At 67.5% G+C, this 21,633-nt stretch carries 22 protein-coding genes; 5 read left to right on the top strand and 17 right to left on the bottom strand.

What is annotated here, in order from left to right; all coding sequences use genetic code 11:
- The first annotated feature begins 9 nt into the window (after positions 1–9).
- The gene (locus VK92_RS16960; protein ID WP_021158564.1) at positions 10–783 is read left to right on the top strand and encodes an exodeoxyribonuclease III; all 774 of its coding nucleotides are present in this window, start codon (positions 10–12) and stop codon (positions 781–783) included.
- 114 nt (positions 784–897) lie between these two features.
- On the opposite strand, the gene VK92_RS16955 is transcribed toward VK92_RS16960, so the two are convergent.
- Positions 898–1,950 carry an NAD(P)-dependent alcohol dehydrogenase gene (locus tag VK92_RS16955; protein ID WP_048025625.1) on the bottom strand — a complete coding sequence of 351 codons (1,053 nt, stop codon included), beginning with the start codon at positions 1,948–1,950 and terminating at the stop codon, positions 898–900.
- Between the two features lie 228 nt (positions 1,951–2,178).
- On the opposite strand from VK92_RS16955, the gene VK92_RS16950 reads away from it, so the two are divergent.
- The gene (locus VK92_RS16950; RefSeq protein ID WP_042974133.1) at positions 2,179–3,123 is read left to right on the top strand and encodes an AraC family transcriptional regulator; all 945 of its coding nucleotides are present in this window, start codon (positions 2,179–2,181) and stop codon (positions 3,121–3,123) included.
- Between the two features lie 9 nt (positions 3,124–3,132).
- On the opposite strand, the gene VK92_RS16945 is transcribed toward VK92_RS16950, so the two are convergent.
- The 7 genes from VK92_RS16945 to argB form a co-directional block, all read right to left on the bottom strand.
- A complete protein-coding gene (locus VK92_RS16945; RefSeq protein ID WP_048025624.1) occupies positions 3,133–4,209 on the bottom strand; it encodes a M48 family metallopeptidase in 1,077 nt (358 codons plus the stop codon).
- Positions 4,199–5,620: an AmpG family muropeptide MFS transporter gene (locus VK92_RS16940; RefSeq protein WP_048025623.1), complete on the bottom strand. Its 1,422-nt coding sequence runs from the start codon at positions 5,618–5,620 to the stop codon at positions 4,199–4,201. The genes VK92_RS16945 and VK92_RS16940 overlap by 11 nt, the downstream gene beginning before the upstream one ends.
- 118 nt (positions 5,621–5,738) lie before the next feature.
- On the bottom strand, positions 5,739–6,347 hold the full coding sequence (gene metW, locus VK92_RS16935; RefSeq protein ID WP_021156285.1) for a methionine biosynthesis protein MetW: 609 nt from the start codon (positions 6,345–6,347) through the stop codon (positions 5,739–5,741).
- Positions 6,344–7,489, bottom strand: coding sequence for a homoserine O-succinyltransferase MetX (gene metX / locus VK92_RS16930; RefSeq protein ID WP_048025622.1), 1,146 nt, complete (start codon positions 7,487–7,489; stop codon positions 6,344–6,346). Before metX ends, metW begins: the two co-directional genes overlap by 4 nt.
- A gap of 276 nt (positions 7,490–7,765) precedes the next feature.
- Positions 7,766–8,431: a nucleoid occlusion factor SlmA gene (gene slmA / locus VK92_RS16925; protein ID WP_048025621.1), complete on the bottom strand. Its 666-nt coding sequence runs from the start codon at positions 8,429–8,431 to the stop codon at positions 7,766–7,768.
- Entirely contained in the window at positions 8,398–9,189 is a 792-nt protein-coding gene (locus tag VK92_RS16920) for a pyrimidine 5'-nucleotidase (RefSeq protein WP_048025620.1), read from the bottom strand. The genes slmA and VK92_RS16920 overlap by 34 nt, the downstream gene beginning before the upstream one ends.
- On the bottom strand, positions 9,186–10,085 hold the full coding sequence (gene argB / locus VK92_RS16915; protein WP_006490510.1) for an acetylglutamate kinase: 900 nt from the start codon (positions 10,083–10,085) through the stop codon (positions 9,186–9,188). The genes VK92_RS16920 and argB overlap by 4 nt, the downstream gene beginning before the upstream one ends.
- Positions 10,086–10,403: 318 nt before the next feature.
- On the opposite strand from argB, the gene VK92_RS16910 reads away from it, so the two are divergent.
- The 3 genes from VK92_RS16910 to VK92_RS16900 all read left to right on the top strand — a co-directional run bounded on the left by VK92_RS16910 (position 10,404) and on the right by VK92_RS16900 (position 12,695).
- Entirely contained in the window at positions 10,404–10,628 is a 225-nt protein-coding gene (locus VK92_RS16910; protein ID WP_021156280.1) for a cysteine-rich CWC family protein, read from the top strand.
- Between the two features lie 92 nt (positions 10,629–10,720).
- Positions 10,721–12,139, top strand: coding sequence for an ATP-binding protein (locus tag VK92_RS16905; RefSeq protein WP_048025619.1), 1,419 nt, complete (start codon positions 10,721–10,723; stop codon positions 12,137–12,139).
- 13 nt (positions 12,140–12,152) lie between these two features.
- On the top strand, positions 12,153–12,695 hold the full coding sequence (locus tag VK92_RS16900) for a response regulator transcription factor (RefSeq protein WP_021156278.1): 543 nt from the start codon (positions 12,153–12,155) through the stop codon (positions 12,693–12,695).
- A 22-nt stretch (positions 12,696–12,717) separates the two neighbouring features.
- On the opposite strand, the gene VK92_RS16895 is transcribed toward VK92_RS16900, so the two are convergent.
- The 9 genes from VK92_RS16895 to dapF form a co-directional block, all read right to left on the bottom strand.
- The gene (locus tag VK92_RS16895; RefSeq protein ID WP_231600712.1) at positions 12,718–13,047 is read right to left on the bottom strand and encodes a hypothetical protein; all 330 of its coding nucleotides are present in this window, start codon (positions 13,045–13,047) and stop codon (positions 12,718–12,720) included.
- Positions 13,048–13,258: 211 nt separating this feature from the next.
- Positions 13,259–14,602, bottom strand: a complete 1,344-nt coding sequence (gene hslU / locus VK92_RS16890) for an ATP-dependent protease ATPase subunit HslU (RefSeq protein WP_042972634.1) — start codon at positions 14,600–14,602, stop codon at positions 13,259–13,261.
- Between the two features lie 10 nt (positions 14,603–14,612).
- Positions 14,613–15,149, bottom strand: a complete 537-nt coding sequence (hslV, locus tag VK92_RS16885; protein WP_021156275.1) for an ATP-dependent protease subunit HslV — start codon at positions 15,147–15,149, stop codon at positions 14,613–14,615.
- Between the two features lie 242 nt (positions 15,150–15,391).
- Complete coding sequence (dksA, locus tag VK92_RS16880; RefSeq protein ID WP_006477498.1) at positions 15,392–15,808, bottom strand: RNA polymerase-binding protein DksA; 417 nt, start codon at positions 15,806–15,808, stop codon at positions 15,392–15,394.
- 497 nt (positions 15,809–16,305) lie between these two features.
- On the bottom strand, positions 16,306–17,385 hold the full coding sequence (locus tag VK92_RS16875; RefSeq protein WP_048025617.1) for a CobW family GTP-binding protein: 1,080 nt from the start codon (positions 17,383–17,385) through the stop codon (positions 16,306–16,308).
- Between the two features lie 200 nt (positions 17,386–17,585).
- Entirely contained in the window at positions 17,586–18,800 is a 1,215-nt protein-coding gene (locus tag VK92_RS16870; RefSeq protein ID WP_048025616.1) for a class I SAM-dependent rRNA methyltransferase, read from the bottom strand.
- Positions 18,801–18,876: 76 nt separating this feature from the next.
- Positions 18,877–19,797 (bottom strand): tyrosine recombinase XerC, encoded by a 921-nt coding sequence (gene xerC / locus VK92_RS16865; RefSeq protein WP_048025615.1) that lies wholly within the window; start codon positions 19,795–19,797, stop codon positions 18,877–18,879.
- Positions 19,798–19,811: 14 nt separating this feature from the next.
- Positions 19,812–20,540 (bottom strand): DUF484 family protein, encoded by a 729-nt coding sequence (locus VK92_RS16860; protein ID WP_048025614.1) that lies wholly within the window; start codon positions 20,538–20,540, stop codon positions 19,812–19,814.
- A 37-nt stretch (positions 20,541–20,577) separates the two neighbouring features.
- Entirely contained in the window at positions 20,578–21,522 is a 945-nt protein-coding gene (gene dapF, locus VK92_RS16855; RefSeq protein ID WP_082160909.1) for a diaminopimelate epimerase, read from the bottom strand.
- Positions 21,523–21,633 lie beyond the last annotated feature (111 nt).

The raw sequence follows: 21,633 nt of genomic DNA, 5'->3' as shown, positions 1-21,633 counted from the left end.
GAATCCGACATGATGCGAGTGATTACCGCCAACCTGAACGGCATCCGCTCCGCCGCGAAGAAGGGCTTCTTCGAGTGGCTCGGCGAACAGAACGCCGATTGCGTGTGCGTGCAGGAAATCAAGGTCTCGGCCGACGACCTGCCGGCCGAATTCGTCGAGCCGCACGGCTTCAAGAGCTATTTTCACCACGCCGAGAAGAAGGGCTACAGCGGCGCGGGCGTGTACAGCCGCCGCGAGCCCGACGACGTGATCATCGGCTTCGGCAGCAGCGAATTCGACGCCGAGGGTCGTTATGTCGAGGCGCGCTACGGCAAGCTGTCGGTCGTGTCGGTGTACGTGCCGTCCGGCTCGAGCGGCGAGGAGCGCCAGCAGGCGAAGTACCGCTTCATGGACGAGTTCATGCCGCACCTTGCCCAGCTCAAGAAGAAGCGCGAGGTGATCCTGTGCGGCGACGTGAACATCGTCCACAAGGAAATCGACATCAAGAACTGGAAGAGCAACCAGAAGAACTCGGGCTGCCTGCCGGAAGAGCGCGAGTGGCTCACGAAGCTGTTCGACGATGTCGGCTACGTCGACGTGTTCCGCACGCTCGACCCGCGCGCCGAGCAGTACACGTGGTGGAGCAACCGCGGCCAGGCGTATGCGAAGAACGTCGGGTGGCGGATCGACTACCAGATCGCGACGCCGGGCGTCGCCGGCACCGCGAAAAGCACGTCGATCTTCAAGGACATCAAGTTCAGCGACCACGCGCCGCTGACGGTGGACTACGACTACAAGAAGTGACGTTCCGCGCTGCGCTGGGCCGCGCGCGCAGCAGCCGGAGGCGAAAACGGGCCGCATGTCGAACATGCGGCCCGTTTCGTTTGGGGCGGCGATCGTGCGTATTGCCTTCGGCGCTTACTGCTTGAGCGACGCCATGTCGATCACGAACCGGTACTTCACGTCGCTCTTCAGCATCCGCTCGTAAGCGGCGTTGATCTGCTGCATCGGAATCGTCTCGATATCCGACGTGATCCCGTGCTCCGCGCAGAAGTCGAGCATTTCCTGCGTTTCCGCGATCCCGCCGATCAGCGAGCCCGCGAGGCGGCGGCGCTTGAAGATCAGGTTGAATACCTGCGGCGACGGATGGTCATGCTCCGGCGCGCCGACGAGCGTCATCGTGCCGTCGCGCTTCAGCAGGTGCAGGAACGGGTTCAGGTCGTGCTGCGCGGCGACCGTGTTCAGGATGAAGTCGAAGCTGTTCAGGTGCGCGTTCATCTGCGCTTCGTCCTTCGAGATCACGACTTCATGCGCGCCGACGCGCTTGCCGTCCTCGATCTTCGACGGCGACGTCGTGAACAGCACGACGTGCGCACCCATCGCGCGCGCCAGCTTCACGCCCATGTGGTCGAGGCCGCCGAGCCCGACGATGCCGACCTTCTTGCCGGGGCCGACGTTCCACTGCCGCAGCGGCGAGTACGTCGTGATCCCCGCGCACAGCAGCGGCGCGGCGCCGGCCGGGTCGAGCGTCTCGGGCACGCGCAGCACGAACGCCTCGTCGACGACGAGCTGCGTCGAGTAGCCGCCGTACGTGACGTCGCCCGTCACGCGATCCTGGCCGTTGTAGGTACCGACGAAGCCGTTCTCGCAATACTGCTCGAGCCCGTCGGCGCAGCTCGGGCAGGTGCGGCACGAATCGACGAGACAGCCGACGCCGACCAGCTCGCCAACCTTGAAGCGGGACACCTGCGGGCCGGTCGCGGTCACGCGGCCGACGATTTCATGGCCCGGCACGACCGGGTAGATCGTGTTGCGCCATTCGTTGCGCGCCTGGTGCAGGTCCGAGTGGCAGACGCCGCAGTAGAGGACGTCGATCTGGACGTCGAGGTCGCGCAGCGCGCGACGCTGGAATTCGAACGGGGCGAGCGGCGACTGCGAATCGGTTGCCGCGTAAGCGTAGGTGGTGCTCATGCAAGGGGCTCCTTGGCCGGGAAAACATCCGGCGAAACGAACTGCCGTCGCACCCTGTGGCGATGCGGCGAGGCAGGACGTCATCGTAAGGAGCACGGCGCCGCGATGAAATACACGAAGGTCTGGAAGATTTGCCTATTCCTCTCGAACTGCGTGCAAACGGCCGCCAAAACGCATTCAAGATGCTACATTGCGAGCCGGATTCTCTTGCCGGACAGGATGACGCAGATGAGCTTCGAGCCCCTTTTCGCCGACACGGGCGACCGCGTGCAGCGCCGCATGATCGAGCTGCACACGCGCCTCGCGCCGAACGAGGGCGACACGCTGGCGGCGCTCGACGGCGTGCGTTTGATTCGCGTGAGCCGTCCCGCGCCGCGCATGCCCGTGCTGTACGAACCGAACATCATTGTCGTGTGCCAGGGGCGCAAGCTCGGTTATCTCGGCGATCGCTCGTTCGTCTACGACGCGCAGCAGTATCTCGTGCTGTCGGTGCCGCTGCCGTTCGAATGCGAGACTTTCGCGAGCATGGACGAGCCGTTTCTCGCGATCTCGATCCGCGTCGATCTCGCGGTGATCGCCGAGCTCGCGCTCCTGCTCGACGAGACGCTCGGCGCGGCCGCGAGCGAGCCGCTCGGCGTCTATTCGACGCCGCTCGACGCGCCGCTGGCCGATGCGGTCGTGCGGCTGCTCGAAGTGCTGGCTTCGCCGCACGACACGCGCGTGCTGGGCCCCGCGATCATGCGCGAGATCGCGTATCGCGTGCTGACGGGCGCGCAGGGCGACGCGATCCGCGCGGCGCTCGTGCAGCAGCATCACTTCGGCCGCATCGCGAAGGCGTTGCGGCGCATCCATGCGGAGCTGAAGGCCGACCTCGATGTCGAAACCCTGGCGCGCGAGGCCGGGATGAGCCTCGCGGTGTTCCACGCGCACTTCAAGCACGTGACGGCGACGTCGCCGATGCAGTACGTGAAGGCCGCGCGCCTGCATCAGGCGCGGCTGATGATGGTGCAGGACGGCGTCGGCGCCGGTACGGCGGCCGCGCGTGTCGGTTATGCGAGCGCGTCGCAGTTCAGCCGCGAGTTCAAGCGGCTGTTCGGCCGCAGCCCCGGTGACGAAGTGCGCTGGATGCGTGAAATCGGGATTCGCCCGGCCGTGGCCGATACGGACGCGTAACGGCCGGCGTCATCCGGTGGCGCCGCGCCGCACGACCTTGCGCCGCTGCGCGCTGATGCCCGCGTAGTCGGGCAGTGAGTCGACCCGCTTGCCGATCGCCTTCGCGTACAGCGGCATCAGGTCCGGCAGCCGGTTCAGCAGATCCTGGCGCCGCGCGGTGCTGTACGGGTGTGTGTAGATGAACCCCGTGGCCTTGTTCGCGCGCGTCGCGGCCGCGAGCTTGTCCCACAGCGTGATCGCCGCGCGCGGATCGAAGCCCGCGCGGGCGGCGATGTCGCCGCCGATCACGTCGGCTTCGGTCTCGTCGGTCGGGTCGTAGTGGAGCGACTGCAGGCGCTCGCCGAGGTTCAGCGCCTGCGGCAGCGGATCGCCGACGCCGAACAGCGGCGGCAGCGCGGCGGCGCGCAGCGAAGTTTGCGATGCCGCGCTGAAGTTGCTGCGCGCATGCTCGCGCAGCGCGTGCGCGATGCCGTGCGCGGCCAGCACGCCGAGTTCATCGTCGTTCAGCCGGATGCGCTCGAGCAGGCCGCCGTACACGAGCACCTTGCCGCCCGGCAGGCAGGTCAGGCGGATGTCGCGCGAGCGGATCACGTTCACGTCCCACGCCCAGTTCTTCACGCGATCGTTCCACTTCACCGAATACGGCGCGAGTTTCGTGACGATCGCGCGCAGGCGTTTCACGCGCGGCTGGTTTGCCGGCAGCAGGCGGTTGCTGTCGGCGGCCGCCTGCACGATCTGCGCGTATTCGCTCGCGGTGAGCTGCTCGAGCAGCGGCGACGGGATCAACGTGCGGAATGCGATCGCATTGCCGTAGCGGACCTGCTGCGGTGTCGGCGTATAAGCCTTCGTCGACGCGGCGCCGCCGGTCGGCTGCGCGGGTTCGGCGGTGGCCGGCTGGGCGGGGGCGGCGGAAGTCGACGTTGCCGGCGGTGAAGCCGGTGCGGCGGCCGGCGCGGAGCCCGCGGCGGTTGCAGCGGGCGCGCCGGTGTCGGACGCATGGGCGGCGAACCCGGCGGCGAGCGCCGCGGCACCGACGCTCCACGAAGCCGCAACGCGCGCGAGGCGGTGCAGGCGGTTACTGCGCACGGCTGGCCTCGCCGTTGCGTGCGGCGCCGTTCCACGGCGCGATCCTGAACAGCAGCAGCATGCCGGGAATCGCGAGCGCGGTGCACACGATGAAGTAGTCGAACCAGCCGATCTTCGCGACGATGAAGCCGCTCGCGGCCGACGCGAGCGTGCGCGGTACCGACGCGAGGCTCGTGAACAGCGCGAACTGCGTGGCCGTGTAGCGCGGGTCGGTCGTGCTCGCGATGTACGCGACGAACGCGGCCATCGTCAGGCCGGTCGTGAAGGTTTCGAAGCCGTAGACGAGCGCGAGCGCGACGGTCATCGGGCTCAGATGCGGCGTGACCTCGAAGCCGAAGATCGACAGGAACGACGCGAGCGCATGGCTGGCCGCGACCGTGAAGTCGTAGAGCGTTGCGAGCACTGGCGAGCCGGGGCCGACCTGCGCAAGCCACGCGAAGCCGAGCGTCGACACCATCTGCAGCGCGCCGAAGACCCACAGCCCGCGGCCGATGCCGATTTTCACGAGCCAGACGCCGCCGATGATGCCGCCGGCGACGCTCGCGACGAGCGCGGTGGTTTTCGCGACGATGCCGATCTCGGTGCGCGAGAAGCCGATGTCGAGGAAGAACGACGTCGACAGCGTGGTGGCCATCGTGTCGCCGATCTTGAACAGGAAGATGAACGCGATGACGAGCAGCGCGCCGGCCCAGCCGTCGCGCTGGATGAATTCGCGGAACGGCAGCACGATCGCGTCGCGCAGGTTGCGCGGCGGCGCGCCGACCACTTCGGGCTCGCGCACCAGCAGCGTCATCAGGATGCCCGGCAGCATGAACGCGCCGGTGAGCGCGAACACGGCGTCCCACGGCATGTGATCGGACAGGATCAGCGCGAGCGAACCGGGGATCAGCGCGGCGAGCTTGTACGCGTTCACGTGCACCGCGTTGCCGAGGCCCTGCTCGGTATCGCGCAGCAGCTCGCGGCGGTATGCGTCGATCACGATGTCGGAACTCGCGCCGAAGAACGCGACGAGCGTGGTGAGCGCGGCGACCGTCCAGATCGAATCGCGCGGCGACACGAAGCCGAGCGCGGCGATCGCGCCCGCGACCAGCACCTGCGTGAGCAGCATCCAGCCGCGCCGGCGGCCCGGCCGCCAGCCGGGCAGGCGCGGGATGTAGCGGTCCATCAGCGGCGCCCACAGGAACTTCCACGTATACGGGAACTGGATCAGCGCGAACAGGCCGATTTCCTTCAGGTTCACGCCTTCCGAGCGCAGCCATGCCTGCACGAGATAGACGAGCGTGAACAGGGGCAGGCCCGACGTGAAGCCCAGGAACACGCAGATCAGCATGTGCGTGTTCAGATAGGCTCGCCAGCCGGGGTGATCCTCGTGAGCGGTGAGTGCGGGCGCCTCGTGTGGCGTTTTCGACATGGACAGAAACTGGGTAGCGTTGACTGATGGCGGCGGCAGCGCAGGCGGCGGTGCGAGCGACGCGAGAGGGGCGGCCGCACGCTCGTGCGGGCCGGATCTTCCGTCAACGGCCCCCGGCTCAGCTGCGCTTGACGCGGTAGACAGCAAGACTACCACGCCAGTTCGCTCCCCATCGAATCGGCTGGCCTTCGTGCAGCACGACGCGGTCGAGGATCGTGACGCCGACTTCCGGCGCGAGCGCCTCGAAATCCTTGATCGTCAGCACCCGGACGTTCGGCGTGTTGTGCCACTGGTAGGGCAGCGATTTCGACACGGGCATCCGGCCGTGCAGCACCGACAGCCGGTGCGACCAGTAGCCGAAGTTCGGGAACGACACGATGCACTCGCGGCCGACGCGCGCCGTTTCGCGCAGGATCGCGGCGGTCTGGTGGATCGTCTGCAGGGTTTGCGACAGGATCGCGATGTCGAAGCTGTGGTCCTCGAACAGGCGCAGGCCGTCCTCGAGATTCTGCTGGATCACGTTGATGCCGTTCTTCGCGCTCGCGAGCACGCCGGCGTCGTTCAGTTCGATGCCGTAACCGGTGACGTCCAGTTCCTCCATCAGCAGCGCGAGCAGCGAGCCGTCGCCGCAGCCGAGGTCGAGCACGGTCGAGCGCGGCTCGACCCAGCGGGCGATCGTGCGGAAATCCGCGCGCGCGGACAGGGAATTCAGCGCTTGCTGGTTCATACACCCACCTCGATGGCGATTCGTTCGTAGTACGCGCGGAGCAGGTTGTGATAGCGCGCGTCGTCGAGCAGGAACGCGTCGTGGCCGTGCGGCGCGTCGATTTCCGCGTAGCTGACCGTGCGCTTGTTGTCGAGCAGCGCCTTCACGATCTCGCGCGAACGCGCCGGCGCGAAGCGCCAGTCGGTCGAGAAGCTCGCGATCAGGTATTTCGCCTGCGTGTGCGCGAGCGCGGCCGTCAGGTTGCCGTCGAACGCCTTCGCCGGGTCGAAGTAGTCGAGCGCGCGCGTGATCAGCAGGTAGGTGTTCGCGTCGAAGTAGTCGGCGAACTTGTCGCCCTGGTAGCGCAGGTACGACTCGACCTCGAACTCGACGTCGAAGCTGAAGTTGTACGCGTCGAGCGCGCCGTCCGCGCGGCGCAGCGCCCGGCCGAATTTCTCGGCCATGTCGTCGTCGGACAGGTACGTGATGTGGCCGATCATCCGCGCGACGCGCAGGCCGCGCTTCGGCTTCACGCCGTGCGCGTAGTAGTCGCCGCCGTGGAAGTCGGGATCGGACAGGATCGCCGAGCGCGCGACCTCGTTGAACGCGATGTTCTGCGCGGACAGCTTCGGCGTCGACGCGATGTCGATGCAGTGCGCGACGCGCTCCGGATACATCAGGCTCCACGCGAGCGCCTGCATCCCGCCGAGGCTGCCGCCCATCACCGCGGCGAAGCGCTCGATGCCGAACGCGTCGGCGACGCGCGCCTGTGCGTGCACCCAGTCCTCGACGGTGACCACCGGAAAGCGCGCGCCGTACGGCTTGCCGGTCGACGGATCGATGCTCATCGGGCCGGTCGAGCCGAAGCAGGAGCCGAGGTTGTTCACGCCGATCACGAAGAAGCGGTTGGTGTCGAGCGGCTTGCCGGGGCCGACCATGTTGTCCCACCAGCCGGTGCTGCGCGGATCGTCCGCGTAGACGCCGGCGACGTGATGCGACGCGTTGAGCGCGTGGCAGACGAGCACCGCGTTCGAGCGCGCGGCGTTGAGCTCGCCGTACGTCTCGACGACGAGCTGATAGTTGCCGAGCGCGCTGCCGCTTTGCAAGCGCAGCGGTTCGGCGAAGTGCATGGTCTGTGGAGCGACGATGCCGATCGATTCCATTCGTTCCGCCTTATGCCTTATGACTGGGCGGCTAAATGGTGTCGGCGGGGCGCGGAGTCGAAGGTGCGCGGCTGACGACCTCTTTAGCCGCATTTGTAGTGAACCGCCGGGACGAAGACGCATCAACGTTCCGGCCGGTTCGCGCGCCCGCAATCGAGTCAGCAAATCGGCGCGCTTCCGACCTGCCGCCGAGGGGGCGGCAAGTCGGCAAAGTATAGCGGAAATTGCAGGAGGCGGATTCCGGCGCGCGTGGCGCGGCATGCCGTCAGCGTTGCATCACTGCAGGATCAACCGCAAATGCGCATCGGCCTGCTCGCCCGGCGGCTTCTGGAACCCGCCCTTCGCGAAGCGGTGCCACCTGCCGATCACATAGCTGACGAGCAGGCTCGCGCGCGCCGCGGGATCGTAGTCGGCCGGCAGCGCCAGCGGCGTCGCGCCGTCCTGCGGCGCCTGCGCCTCGGTACGCGCAACCCGCAGGCACTGCTTGACGGTCGCCTCGATGCGGTCGAGCAACTGGTTCACGCGCTCGGTGAGCCGCTCGTCCTCGCCGACCAGCGCCTCGCCGGTCAGCACGCGCGTCATGCCGGGGTTCTTCGCGGCGAAATTGAGCATCGTCAGCGCGATCGTGCGTGCCTGCAGCACGCCGTTCGGCTCTTTCGCGACGATCTGGTTGACGAGTCCGAACAGCGCCTGCTCGATGAACTCGATCAGGCCTTCGTACATTTTCGCCTTGCTGCTGAAATGCCGGTACAGCGCGGCTTCCGACACCTCGAGCCGGGCCGCGAGCGCGGCGGTCGTGATCTTCTCGGGTTTCGGTGCCTCGAGCATCGCCGCGAGCGTCTGCAGGATCATGACGCGGCGCTCGCCCGGCTTCGGGCGCGGGCGGGAGGGGGTGGCCTGGCTTTCCGTTACGGCTTGGTCCTGCGGGTAAGTCGGCTGCATTTTTGTCGCCCCGATCGTGTGCCCAGTCGCAGCGATTTTAACGAACGAATGCGCTGGTCGACATAGTGGGGACGCCCGGTAACCGGCAGATGGCCCGGCAGGTGGCCGGTGATCCATACCGTGCCGATGCCGAGACGCTTGTAGCGCTTCAGGTGGCCGCGCGTATCTTCGACGAGGATCGCGTCGGCCAGGCGTGCATGCGCGGCGCGCAGGGTCCGGCGCAGCATCGTGTGATCGGGCTTCGCGCGCCACGTGCGGCGGTCGCGCATGTGCTCGATCGCGATCACGCGCTCGAACAGCCGTTCGATGCGCAACTCGCGCAGCACCGCGCGCGCATAGTTCTCCGGCGCGTTGGTCAGGATCAGCTTGCGGCCCGGCAGCGCGGCGATGATGCGCGCGAGGCCGCGCTCGGCGCGGATCATGGCGGGCAGGTCGGAAAACGTGTGGACCACGCGCAGGAAGTCGTGCGGATCGATCGGATGGTGGCGCGTGAGGCCGAGCAACGCGGCGCCGTAGCGCTCGGTGTAGCCGGTGCGCAGGCGGTCGGCTTCGGCGCGCTCGACCTGCAGCGCGTCGATGATGTACTGCGTCATCGCGCGGTTGATCTCCGGAAAGATCGCGTGCGATGCGTGGTGCAGCGTGTTGTCGAGATCGAACAGCCAGACGGGCGAGCCGGCGTGCGGCCGGCTGCGGGAGATGCGCCGGCGTCGCAGCGACGCCGGCAGGTCGGGGCTGGATGGTTTGCGGCGCGCGCTCAATGCGAGCGGATCATCGTACCGAACGGCTGCTCGGTCAGGATTTCCAGCAGCACCGAATGTTCGATCCGGCCGTCGACGATGTGCACCGACTTCACGCCGCTCTTTGCCGCGTCGAGCGCCGACGAGATCTTCGGCAGCATGCCGCCCGAGATCGTGCCGTCCTCGAACAGCGCGTCGATCTCGCGCGCCGACAGGTCGGTCAGCAGGTTGCCGTCCTTGTCCATCACGCCCGGGATGTTGGTCATCATCAGCAGCTTCTCGGCGTTCAGCACCGTGGCGAGCTTGCCCGCGACGAGGTCGGCGTTGATGTTGTACGACAGGCCGTCCTCGCCGAAGCCGATCGGCGAGATCACCGGGATGAACGCGTCGTCCTGCAGCGCCTTCACGACCGCCGGGTTGATCGCCTCGACTTCGCCGACCTGGCCGATGTCGATGTACTGGCCCGGGTTGTCGCGATCCGGCATCAGCAGCTTGCGTGCGTGGATCAGGCCGCCGTCCTTGCCCGTCAGGCCCACCGCGTGGCCGCCGAAGTGGTTGATCAGCATCACGATGTCCTGCTGCACTTCGCCGCCCAGCACCCATTCGACGACTTCCATCGTCTCTTCGTCGGTGACGCGCATGCCCTGGATGAAGGTGCCGGCCTTGCCGATCTTCTTCAGCGCGTGATCGATCTGCGGACCGCCGCCGTGGACGATCACCGGGTTGATGCCGACCAGTTTCAGCAGGATCACGTCGCGCGCGAAACCTTGCTTGAGCCGCTCTTCCGTCATCGCGTTGCCGCCGTATTTGATGACCACGGTTTTCCCGTGGTAACGGCGGATATACGGGAGCGCCTCGGCGAGGATTTCTGCTTTCAGCGTGGGGGCGATCTGCGAGAGGTCGATGGGCTCGGACATGGCGGCGGCTCTGGCTGGGAACGGTTGAAACACGGCGAATTGTACAGGAGTGGCGCAGCGCAGCATCGGGTTTTTGGACGGGCCGGAACCCGCGCGGCGCGGCTCGGGTACCACGCGCGGCGGCCCGCCGGCTATGGCGCGGCACGATGCGGGCGGCCATTCGGGCGGGGGTGTGCGCAACGGTGCGCAGGTAGCGGCGCCGAGGTGGCTCGCGAGCGTTGACGACGGTCATCGGCCGGATGGACGGCGTGCAAAATCCGTTCGCCGCGCTATGCTTGTCGCGTAGGGCGGTTTCACGCCCGCTTCCGCGCTTCCGCCATGACCGATCCCGCCGCCGACGCCCGTTCCGCCCCGCGCCGCGCGCGCTGCCCGCACTGCGGGCGCAGCTTCGACTGCGGCGCCCGCTCGCAGCCGTTCGAATGCTGGTGCGCGTCGATGCCGGTCTTGCCCGGCGGTACGCCGCCGGCAACCGGCGCGCGCTGCCGGTGCCCCGAATGCCTGGCCGACGAGATCGCGCAGCGGATGGCCGGCGCGGCCGGCTGACGGCACCGGCCGTGCACGCAGCGCATCCCGTTCACCACGTTCCGATCCGGCCCCGCTAGAGGCGCTGCCCGCTAAACGGGTAAACTGCCCGGATGCAACGAATCACCACCACCGGGCGCGTCAACCTCAGTCACCTGTTCTGGCTCCGCAATCTCGCGATCATCGGCCAGCTCGTGACGATCGGCGTCGTGCAGACCTATTTCGGCGTGCATCTGCCGTTGCCGGCGATGCTGATGGTCATCGCGCTCGAAATCGTTTTCAACGCGCTGACCTGGGTGCGCGTGCTGCGCGCGCGGCCCGAGACCAATTTCGAGCTGCTCGGCCAGCTGTGGGTCGACCTCGGCGCGCTGTCCGCGCTGCTGTTCCTGTCGGGCGGCACGACCAACCCGTTCGTGTCGCTGTACCTGCCTTCGCTCGCGATCGCGGCGGCCGTGCTGCCGTGGCACCTGATGATCTGGCTCGCGGCGTTCGCGGTCGCGTGCTACGCGGCGCTCGGCTTCGACTCGGTGCCGCTCAACATGGATAACCCGGCCAACCTGTTCGACTACTACCGTACCGGGATGTGGGCGAACTTCATGGTCAGCGTCGGGCTGATCGCGTGGTTCGTCGCGCGCATGTCGAATGCGCTGCGCCAGCGCGACGCGGCGCTCGGCGAAGCGCAGGCGCACCTGCTGCGCGACGAGCGGGCGGTCGCGCTCGGCGTGCAGGCAGCCACCGTCGCGCACGAGATGGGTACGCCGCTGTCGACGATCGCGATGCTCGCCGAAGAGCTGCGCGACGCGGCGCGCGCCGATCCGGGGCTGGCCCGCTACGAAGCCGACCTGAAGGTGCTCGAGGAGCAGATGACGCTCTGCACGTCGGCGCTCGCGCGCCTGCGCAGCCGCGCGAGCGCACCCGCGAGCCGCCAGCCGGTGGACGACTGGCTCGACACGTTCGTCGAGCACTGGCGCCTGCGGCATCCGCACGTGCAGTTCGAACTGCTCGGTGCGCGCCCGGCGGGCGTCGCGCTCGACGATACGGTCGCGGCCGGCCAGATCCTGACGATCCTGCTCGACAACGCCGCGCGCGCGAGCCCGCAGCGCGTGACGCTGGCCGCGAAGGTCGCGCACGCCGGCACGGCCGACGAGATCGAATTCGAGGTGTGCGACGACGGGCCCGGCATTCCGGCCGCGCTGCGCGAGTCGCTCGGCGCGATGCCGGTCGACAGCACGCAGGGCGGGCACGGGGTCGGCCTGTATCTCGCGTTCAGCGCGGCCGCGCGGCTCGGCGGCGAGATCGAACTGTCCGATGTCGTGCCGCGCGCGGCGGGCGGCAACGGGCGGGCCGGCGGGGCGGCGAATGGTCACGCCACGGCCGGCTCGGGACAGCGCGCGGGCCAGCGCGCGTCCGAACGGACAACCGGCACGCCGGACAGCCGCGCGGCCGGCACGTCCGCCGCGCGCGGCACGCGGGCCGTGCTGCGCCTGCCGGCGGTGCGCGTCGCGGCGCCGGCCGCCTCAACCAACACGTAGACGGAGAAACCACATGAGCGAGAACAATTTCCTGGTGATCGACGACAACGAGGTGTTCGCGGGCACGCTCGCGCGCGGCCTCGAGCGCCGCGGTTATGCGGTCCAGCAGGCGCACGACAAGGAGGCGGCGCTGCGGCTCGCCGCGGGCGGCAAGTTCCAGTTCATCACCGTCGACCTGCATCTCGGCGAGGATTCGGGCCTGAGCCTGATCGCGCCGCTGTGCGACCTGCAGCCCGATGCGCGGATCCTGGTGCTGACCGGCTACGCGAGCATCGCGACCGCCGTGCAGGCGGTGAAGGAAGGCGCCGACAACTATCTCGCGAAACCCGCGAACGTCGAGTCGATCCTGGCCGCGCTGCAGACCAACGCGACCGAAGTGCAGGCCGACGAAGCGCTCGAGAATCCGGTCGTGCTGTCGGTCGACCGGCTCGAATGGGAGCACATCCAGCGCGTGCTGGCCGAGAACAACAACAACATCTCGGCGACGGCGCGCGCGCTGAACATGCACCGCCGCACGCTGCAGCGCAAGCTCGCGAAGAAGCCGGTGCGGCAGTAAGCGGGCACTGGCGCCCGGCGCGTCAGCCGGGTGCGGCCGGGGCGCGCGACAGGCTGGCGACGATCTCGCGTTTCAGCAGGAGCGTGAGCAGCGCCGAGTAGAAGACGTTGGCGAGCAGCGGCGCGCATCCGCCGATGACGATGGCGTTGGCCAGCGGCCACGGCGTTGCCGATACGCCACGCACGACGAACTGGATGCCGAGGCTGAACGCCACGCTGGCGAGTGCGATGCCCGCCAGCGTGCCCAGCCACGCGAGTACGAACGCGACGTTGTAGCGCCGCAGCGAATCCCGCCTGATCCGGCGCATGAGCGACAGGATGTCGGCGCGCGTGAGCGCGAGCAAGGCCGGCACGATTCGGCCGGCGACGGAAGGGTAGATGGTCATTCGAAGGTAGTGACGAATGCGTCGGTACTTGGCCGGAGGAGTCCGGATTATAGGGACGCACCAGCGTGCTTGCCATCAGCCGCATTCGAGGGGCAGGCACGGGCGCCGCATCGCCTGACCATGAAAAAACGGGCGACCCCGCAAGGGGCCGCCCGTTTTTCGTCGGACGCCGCGCGCGTTACAGCACGTAGCGCGACAGGTCTTCGTCCTGCGACACTTCGCCGAGCGCACGGTCGACATACTTCGCGTCGATCGTCACGCGCTCGCCGGCATGGTTGCCGGCCGAGAACGACACTTCCTCGAGCAGTTTCTCGATCACCGTGTACAGCCGGCGCGCACCGATGTTCTCGGTCTTCTCGTTGACCGCATACGCGATCTCCGCGAGACGGCGGATGCCGTCGTCGGCGAATTCGAGCTGCACGTCTTCGGTCGCGAGCAGCGCCTGGTACTGCTTGACGAGGCTGGCATCGGTGGCGACGAGGATCGCCTCGAAATCGTTCACCGACAGCGAGTCGAGCTCGACGCGGATCGGGAAGCGGCCCTGCAGTTCGGGAATCAGGTCGCTCGGCTTCGCGAGGTGGAACGCGCCGCTCGCGATGAACAGGATGTGATCGGTCTTCACCATCCCGTACTTCGTGTTGACCGTCGTGCCTTCGACGAGCGGCAGCAGGTCGCGCTGCACGCCCTGGCGCGACACTTCGCCGCCGCTGCCTTCGTTGTTGCGCGACGTGATCTTGTCGATCTCGTCGAGGAACACGATGCCGTTCTGCTCGACGTTCTGCACGGCCTTCGTCTTCACTTCCTCGTCGTTCAGCATCTTCGCCGCTTCCTCGTCGGTCAGCAGCTTCAGCGCTTCCTTGATCTTCACCTTGCGACGCTGCTTCTTGCCGCTGCCGAGGTTCGAGAACATCGAGCGGATCTGCTCGGTCATCTCTTCCATCCCCGGCGGTGCCATGATGTCCATGCCGGCCGACGGCTGCTCGAGGTCGAGTTCGACTTCCTTGTCGTCGAGCTGGCCTTCGCGCAGGCGCTTGCGGAAGGTCTGGCGCGTCGCGTTGTTGTCGTCGTTCGCGTGGTCGGCATTGCCGCCGAAGCCCACTGCGCGCGGCTGAGGCAGCAGGATGTCGAGGATGCGGTCTTCCGCCTGGTCGGTGGCCTTGCTGCGCACCTTGCGCATCTCGGATTCGCGCGTCTGCTTGACCGAGATCTCGATCAGGTCGCGCACGATGCTGTCGACGTCGCGGCCGACGTAGCCGACCTCGGTGAACTTGGTCGCCTCGATCTTGATGAACGGCGCATCGGCGAGCTTCGCGAGGCGGCGTGCGATTTCGGTCTTGCCGACGCCCGTCGGCCCGATCATCAGGATGTTCTTCGGCGTGATTTCCTGGCGCAGCGGGTCGGCGACCTGCTGGCGGCGCCAGCGGTTGCGCAGCGCGACCGCGACGGCCTTCTTCGCCTTGGCCTGGCCGATGATGTGCTTGTCGAGTTCCGAGACGATCTCGGCAGGGGTCATGGTGCTCATGGTGCGGTCCTTACTCGATCGTTTCGATGATGCGGTTGTGGTTCGTGTAGATGCACATGTCGCCGGCAATCTTCAGCGACTTCTCGACGATCTCGCGCGGCGACAGCTCGGTGTTCTCCGCGAGCGCGCGGGCCGCGGCCTGCGCATACGCGCCGCCCGAACCGATCGCGCAGATGCCTTCCTCGGGGTCGAGCACGTCGCCGTTGCCGGTGATCACGAGCGTGGTGGTGGCATCGGCCGTAATCAGCATCGCCTCGAGGCGGCGCAGCATCCGGTCGGTGCGCCAGTCCTTCGCGAGCTCGACGGCCGCGCGGGTCAGGTTGCCCTGGTGCTTCTCGAGCTTCGCCTCGAAGCGGTCGAGCAGCGAGAACGCATCGGCGGTGCCGCCCGCGAATCCGACCAGCACCTGGTTGTTGTAGATCCGCCGCACTTTCCGCGCGCCACCCTTCATGACGATGTTGCCGAGGGTTACCTGGCCGTCGCCGCCGAGCGCGACCTTGTCGCCGCGCCGGACCGAAACGATGGTCGTGCCGTGAAATTGCTCCATCTGCGTTCCTTGAGAAAAACGGGGAAGAGTCGGGCGGCGCGAGGCGCCGCCGCGTAACTCGCAGTGCGCCGGGAAGCGGCCCGGCGCGCGTCCGTTTCATTTTAGGGCGGGCGCGGGGATATCAAGAGGCGGGCGGCAAATCGGAAAACCGGCCAACCGCGAGCCGGTGCCGGAAAAACAAAAAGCGCGCGGCAGGCCGCGCGCTTTCGGGAAGCAGCGTGTTTGAGCGGAACGCCGCTCGATCAGTCGCCGAACAGCTTCTGGCGCAACTCGCGGCGCTCCTGCGCCTCGAGCGACAGCGTGGCGGTCGGACGGGCGAGCAGCCGCGGAATGCCGATCGGCTCGCCGGTTTCCTCGCACCAGCCGTAATCGCCGGAATCGATGCGGGCGAGCGACTGCTGAACCTTCTTGAGGAGCTTGCGTTCGCGATCGCGCGTGCGCAGCTCGAGCGCGTGCTCTTCCTCGATCGTCGCGCGATCGGCGGGATCGGGGACGATCACCGTCTCGCGCAGGTTCTCGGTCGTCTGGCCTGCATTCTTGAGGATGTCCGCCTGCAACTGTTCGAGCCGATTTTTGAAGAAGGCGAGCTGATCCTCATTCATGTAATCCTTGTCGCTCATCTTCAGGATTTCGGCTTCGGTCAAGAGTTTCTTCGTCATCTGCTTGCTTCTTCAATGTGCGGCAAATCGAGAGATATTGCCTGCACTTTGGGATTACCCGCAACCGCGCTTGCAATCATTTGCGATTTGCCGCCGCGGGGCCGAAAGCCTCTGGAAAACCGGTTCTCAAATACCAGGATAGGCCTGGCGCGGAGTTGCGCGCGCTGCGAACCGGTGTGCTGCGCGGCACATCGCATCGGCCGCGGCCGGGAGGCGGATTGGCGATCCGGCGCGGTTGCGATGCCCGGAAAACTGGTTCAGCAAGAACCGGGCCTGTTTGTTGCCGTACTCCAGCGGGCACGTATTGTAACTGAATCGCAAGCGGGCGCCGTATCGGGTCGATCCCCGTCGGCTGCGCCAATATCTAGAAAATATAACGCGCAAATCGCGAAAAAGCGATGACGGCGAAACCCTGCCCGAAACGGGCGCTCCGCGGCCGCCGCAACCGCCCGCGAGGCGGCCGCCCGGCGGCGTGTGCGGCGGTTGCCCCGTGCGCGTCAGGCGAGGCAGGCGTCGAGGCCGTCGGTGATCAGGTCCTGCGGCAGATCGACGCCGATGAACACCATCTTGTTCGTCTTCTTCTCGACCGGCAGCCACTTCGACGCGAGGTCGCTGCCCATCATCTGGTGCACGCCCTGGAACACGACCTTGCGATCGACGCCCTTCATGTACAGCACGCCCTTGTAGCGCAGCATCCGCTCGCCGTAGATCTGCAGGATGCCGCCGAGGAAGTCTTCCAGCTTGTTCGGGTCGAACGGGCGGTCGTTGCGGTACACGAACGACTTGATCTTGTCGTCGTGGTGCGCGTGGTGGTGATGGTGGTGGCCGTGGTCGTGATCGTGCGCGCATTGACCGTGATCGTGGTCGCAATTGGCGTGATCGTGATCATGGTCGTGATCGTGGTGGTGATGCGCGTGATCGTCCTCGGCGAGGAAGTCGGGGTCGATCTCGAGCTTCGCGTTCAGGTTGAAGCCGCGCAGGTCGAAGATTTCCTTGATGTCGGCTTCGCCGAAGTTCACGACCTTGATCGCGGCCTTCGGGTTCATGTGCATCAGGCGGTGCTTCAGGCCGGCCACGGTCGGGTCGTCGACCAGGTCCGACTTCGTGATGAACAGCCGGTCGGCGAAGCCGACCTGGCGCTGCACGACTTCGTGCTCGTCGAGCTGCGCGTTCGCGTGCTTCGCGTCGACCAGCGTGATGACCGCGTCGAGCAGGAAGTCGTCGGCGATTTCGCTGTCGATGAAGAAGGTTTGCGCGACGGGGCCCGGGTTCGCAAGGCCGGTGGTTTCGATCACGATGCGGTCGAAGTCGAGCTTGCCTTCGCGCTTCTTCGCGGCCAGGTCGCCGAGCGCGCGGGCGAGGTCGCCGCGGATCGTGCAGCAGATGCAGCCGTTGCTCATCTGGATGATCTGCTCGTTCGAATCCTGGATGAGGATTTCGTTGTCGATGTTCTCTTCGCCGAACTCGTTCTCGATCACGGCGATCTTCATGCCGTGCTGTTCGTTCAGGATGCGCTTGAGCAGCGTCGTCTTGCCGCTGCCGAGGAAGCCGGTGAGGATGGTGACGGGAGTGGCCATGTCAATCGCCTGTGGTTCGTGAATCGGGGTCAAAACCGGGATGTGCGTCGCGCCCGGGGCTTTGCCAGCCGGGGCGCACAACCATCCATTGAAACATACCTGTCAAGCCCTCGCCCGTCGTCCGAACGACAGGCGGGAGCGCGGATCCGCCGGGCGCCAGGGCGCGGCCGGCGGACGGTTACGCGCGTAGATCGGGGCGATCAGACGATTTGCAACAGCAGGCCCTTCAGATATTCCCCTTCCGGGAACGCCGCGAGCAGCGGGTGATCGACGCCCGCGCCGAGGCGCTTCAGGATGCGCGCGTCGACCTTCGCGTCGGCGGCCGCGCCCGCGACGATCTTCTGGAACAGGTCCATGTCGATCGCACCCGAGCACGAGTACGTGAACAGCAGGCCGCCCGGACGCAGCAGCTTGAAGCCGCTCAGGTTGATGTCCTTGTACGCGCGCGCCGCGCGATCGACGCTGTCGCGGGTCGGCGCGAACTTCGGCGGATCGAGCACGATCAGGTCGAAACGTTCGCCTTCGTCGACGAGGCGGCGCAGCGTCTTGAACGCGTCGGCGTCGAGCCAGGTCGCGCGTTCGGCGTCGAAACCGTTGGCGACGACGTTCTGCTGCGCAAGCGCGAGCGCATCGCCCGACGAGTCGATCGACACGACACGCTTCGCGCCGCCCTTGAGCGCCGCGAGCGAGAAGCCGCCGGTGTAGCAGAAGCAGTTCAGCACGTCGCGCTCGGCCGCGTACTGCGCAACCAGCGCGCGGTTGTCGCGCTGGTCGACGTAGAAGCCTGTCTTGTGGCCGTTCGGCACGTCGACGTGATAGCGCACGCCGTTTTCGTTCGCGATCAGCGTCGCGGGCGGCGCGTCTCCTGCCAGCACGCCGGTCGTCTGCTCGAGCCCTTCCTTGTCGCGGATCGACACGTCCGAGCGCTCGTACACGTTCGGGCAGCCGGTCGCGCCGACGAGCGCCTTCACGATCGCGTCCTTCCATGCTTCGACGCCCGCGGCCATGAACTGGCAGACGAGCTGGCCGCGCGGCGCCGCGCCGGCTTCGGCGGTGTCCGCGACGTAGTAGTCGACGATCAGCCCCGGCAACCCGTCGGCTTCGCCGAACACGAGCCGCACCGCGCCCGTGCCCGACACCATCGTCGTGCGGTGCGCAACGGCGCGCTGCACGCGGCGCTTGAAGAACGCGTGGTCGATCGGCTCGTTCTCGTCGAAGCTCCACACGCGCACGCGGATCTGCGACTGCGGGCTGTACGCGCCGCGCGCGAGAAAGCGGCCGTCGTGCGCGCGCACGATCACGGTCGCGCCGGGCGCGGGCTTGCCGTCGACGCGGTCGATCGCATTGGCGTAGATCCACGGATGGCGGCGCAGCAGCGATTTGTCCTTGGACGGCTTGAGGGTGACGGTTTGCATGATGAGATCGAAATGGGCCGTGCGCGAAGCCGGCCGTGGCCGGTCGCCGCGCACGGCGGGTAACACGGGACGCGCGTCAGTCGCGCTTCTTCGCGCGCGGATGCGCGCTGTCGTAAATCTTCGCGAGATGCTGGAAGTCGAGCGACGTATAGACCTGCGTGGCGGACACGCTCGCGTGGCCGAGCAGTTCCTGCACCGCGCGCAGGTCGCCGCTCGACTGCAGCACGTGCGTCGCGAACGAGTGGCGCAGCACGTGCGGATGGACGTTGGCGGGGATGCCCGCGGCGAGCGCCGCGCGCTTCACGCGCTCGCGCACGACGCCCGGCGACATCCGGTTGCCGCGCACGGACACGAACAGCGGATGCGGATCGTGCTTCACGAATTCGTCGCGCACCGCGAGCCATGCGTTCAGCGCATCGATTGCCTTGCGGCCGACCGGCACCTTGCGCTCCTTGTTGCCCTTGCCGCGCACGGTGACTTCGGCTTCGGCGAGATCGAGCCAGCCGGCCGAGCGGTAGCCGTCGGCCTGCGTGTACATGACGTCGAGCCCGATCAGCTCCGCGAGGCGCAGCCCCGACGAATAGAACAGCTCGAGGATCGCGTGATCGCGGATGCCTTCGGTCGTGCCGGCGAGCGGTGCGTCCATCAGGGCCGATGCGTCGTCGACCGACAGCGCCTTCGGCAAGGTCTTCGGGCGTTTCGGCGCGCGCACCGCGGCGACCGGGTTCGCGGGCATGTCGATGCGCTGCGCGAGCCAGCGGTAGAACGCGCGCCACGCGGACAGCCGATGCGAGATCGACCGTGCGGACAGCCCGCCCGAATGTGCGCGCGCGACCGCGCCGCGCATGTCGGCGGCCGTCAGCACTTCGAGTGGCCGGCCGGCCGCAAGCTTCTTCAGTTCGTCGAGTTCGTGCGTATAGGCGCGCAGCGTGTGCTCCGACAGCTGCCTGACGTGCTTCAGGTTCGACAGGTAGGCGGCGACCGGATCGTCTGTCATCGCGTGCGGCAGGCTCAGTGCGGCAGCAGGCGCGTGAGCGCGGCGCTCGCGAGCGTTGCGATCTGCGCGAGGAAGTCGGTGGCCATCCCGTCGTGGAAGCGGCGCGGGTCGGGCGAACCCAGTACGAGCAGGCCGAACGCGGGCGCATCGGTGCCGGCGAGCGGCGCGCGTAGCGCGAGCAGCGCGACCGATGCGGCCGAGCCGTCGCCGGCCGGCGGTGCGGCTTCCGCGCCTTCCGCCGCATTCGCGGCCGGGGCGGCGACCGCGGGTGCAAGCCACTGCGCGGCCTCGAAGCCCGTGTTCGCGCCGCAGTACGGCGTCGACAGGCCGTTCGTGAACAGGCGCACTTCCTCGCCGACCTGGCGCGCGAAGTCGGCCTGCGAATAGGTGTCGGCGACGTCCCACACGCGCAGTGCCGTCTGCGGCACGTCGAATACGTCGGCGATGCCGTCGGCGATCGTGCGCGGCAGCGCATACGGATCGCGTTCCGCGATCACGCGGGCGGTCCAGCGGCTGAACTTCGCGGACAGGCTGTCGTTCTCGTGGCCGTAGCGCACGAGTTCGGCGAGCCGGCGCTCGAGATGCTTGTTCTTGTCGCGCAACATCTCCATCTGCCGCTCTTGCAGCGAGATCGCGGCCTTGCCGTGCGGGTTCGCGAGGCGGATCGTCGCGAGCAGTTCGGCGTGCTGCGCGAAGAATTCTGGATTGGCGAGCAGGTAGTCGGCGACTTCGCGATCGTTCATGTGGCTGGAGCGTTCAGTTATCAAGGACGTTGCAGGGTCAGGCGGGCAGGTCGATCTCGCCTTCGAACACGGTCGTGGCGGGCCCGGCCATCATCAGCGCGGCAGCTTCGTCGCGTGCGCCGTCCCAGCTGATCGTCAGCGTGCCGCCGTGCGTGTGCACGGTCACGGGCGAATCGAGCAGGCCGCGCCGGATGCCGGCCGCGACCGCCGCGCACGCACCGGTGCCGCACGCGAGCGTCTCGCCCGCCGCGCGTTCGTACACGCGCAGCCGCACTTCGCTGCGCGACACGATCTGCATGAAGCCGGCGTTCACGCGCTCCGGGAAGCGCGCGTGGTGCTCGATCAGCGGGCCTTCCTCGAGCACCGGATACGCTTCGGCGTCGTCGACGATCTGCACCGCGTGCGGGTTGCCCATCGACACCGTCGAGATCCAGCGCGTCGCGCCGCCGACGTCGAGCGGCCACAACGTGTCGCGCCCCTCGGTGCGGCCGTCGAGGCCCGCCGCGCCTGGACCGGCCGTATCGAACGGCACCTGCGCCGGCGAGAACACGGGCGCACCCATGTCGACGACGACTTCGCCGTTGTCCTGCATCGTCAGCGTGATCAGGCCCTTCATCACCTGCACGCGCACGCTGCGCTTGTCGGTCAGGCCGCGGTCGCTGACGAACTTCACGAAGCAGCGCGCGCCGTTGCCGCAATGTTCGACCTCGCCGCCGTCGCAATTGAAGATCCGGTACTTGAAATCGACGCCGTCGACGGTCGGTTTTTCGACGAGCAGCAACTGATCGGCGCCGATGCCGAAGTGGCGGTTGGCGAGCGCGCGCACCTGCGCTTCGGTGAGCGGCGGCAATGCGCGCGAATAGCCGTCGAGCACGACGAAGTCGTTGCCCGCGCCGTGCATCTTGGTGAACGAGAGTTTCACTGGGTCCGGATTTCCATGGCGAACAAGGCGGTCAGCGCGGCGCGCGCGACGCCGCGCCATGCCGGGCAGCCTCGTTCGTCGTGCTGATCTCAACCGCAAATGATACATGGAGCCGACAGGGGCGTCCTGCGCGGGCGTTCCGGGCATTTTCGTACTCGTTCAATTGATGAG

Source organism: Burkholderia sp. LK4, from assembly GCF_001043615.1.
Taxonomy (GTDB): domain Bacteria; phylum Pseudomonadota; class Gammaproteobacteria; order Burkholderiales; family Burkholderiaceae; genus Burkholderia; species Burkholderia cepacia.
This window is presented reverse-complemented; position numbering and strand designations above follow the sequence as displayed.

Excerpts from the sequence above, each read along its gene's own strand:
- VK92_RS16960 (WP_021158564.1), top strand. The coding sequence starts at position 10 with ATGATGCGAGTGATTACCGCCAACCTGAACGGCATCCGCTCCGCCGCG.
- VK92_RS16955 (WP_048025625.1), bottom strand. The coding sequence starts at position 1,950 with ATGAGCACCACCTACGCTTACGCGGCAACCGATTCGCAGTCGCCGCTC.
- VK92_RS16950 (WP_042974133.1), top strand. The coding sequence starts at position 2,179 with ATGAGCTTCGAGCCCCTTTTCGCCGACACGGGCGACCGCGTGCAGCGC.
- VK92_RS16940 (WP_048025623.1), bottom strand. The coding sequence starts at position 5,620 with ATGTCGAAAACGCCACACGAGGCGCCCGCACTCACCGCTCACGAGGAT.
- metW (WP_021156285.1), bottom strand. The coding sequence starts at position 6,347 with ATGAACCAGCAAGCGCTGAATTCCCTGTCCGCGCGCGCGGATTTCCGC.
- metX (WP_048025622.1), bottom strand. The coding sequence starts at position 7,489 with ATGGAATCGATCGGCATCGTCGCTCCACAGACCATGCACTTCGCCGAA.
- slmA (WP_048025621.1), bottom strand. The coding sequence starts at position 8,431 with ATGCAGCCGACTTACCCGCAGGACCAAGCCGTAACGGAAAGCCAGGCC.
- argB (WP_006490510.1), bottom strand. The coding sequence starts at position 10,085 with ATGTCCGAGCCCATCGACCTCTCGCAGATCGCCCCCACGCTGAAAGCA.
- VK92_RS16910 (WP_021156280.1), top strand. The coding sequence starts at position 10,404 with ATGACCGATCCCGCCGCCGACGCCCGTTCCGCCCCGCGCCGCGCGCGC.
- VK92_RS16905 (WP_048025619.1), top strand. The coding sequence starts at position 10,721 with ATGCAACGAATCACCACCACCGGGCGCGTCAACCTCAGTCACCTGTTC.
- VK92_RS16900 (WP_021156278.1), top strand. The coding sequence starts at position 12,153 with ATGAGCGAGAACAATTTCCTGGTGATCGACGACAACGAGGTGTTCGCG.
- hslU (WP_042972634.1), bottom strand. The coding sequence starts at position 14,602 with ATGAGCACCATGACCCCTGCCGAGATCGTCTCGGAACTCGACAAGCAC.
- hslV (WP_021156275.1), bottom strand. The coding sequence starts at position 15,149 with ATGGAGCAATTTCACGGCACGACCATCGTTTCGGTCCGGCGCGGCGAC.
- dksA (WP_006477498.1), bottom strand. The coding sequence starts at position 15,808 with ATGACGAAGAAACTCTTGACCGAAGCCGAAATCCTGAAGATGAGCGAC.
- VK92_RS16875 (WP_048025617.1), bottom strand. The coding sequence starts at position 17,385 with ATGGCCACTCCCGTCACCATCCTCACCGGCTTCCTCGGCAGCGGCAAG.
- VK92_RS16870 (WP_048025616.1), bottom strand. The coding sequence starts at position 18,800 with ATGCAAACCGTCACCCTCAAGCCGTCCAAGGACAAATCGCTGCTGCGC.
- xerC (WP_048025615.1), bottom strand. The coding sequence starts at position 19,797 with ATGACAGACGATCCGGTCGCCGCCTACCTGTCGAACCTGAAGCACGTC.
- VK92_RS16860 (WP_048025614.1), bottom strand. The coding sequence starts at position 20,540 with ATGAACGATCGCGAAGTCGCCGACTACCTGCTCGCCAATCCAGAATTC.
- dapF (WP_082160909.1), bottom strand. The coding sequence starts at position 21,522 with ATGGCGCGGCGTCGCGCGCGCCGCGCTGACCGCCTTGTTCGCCATGGA.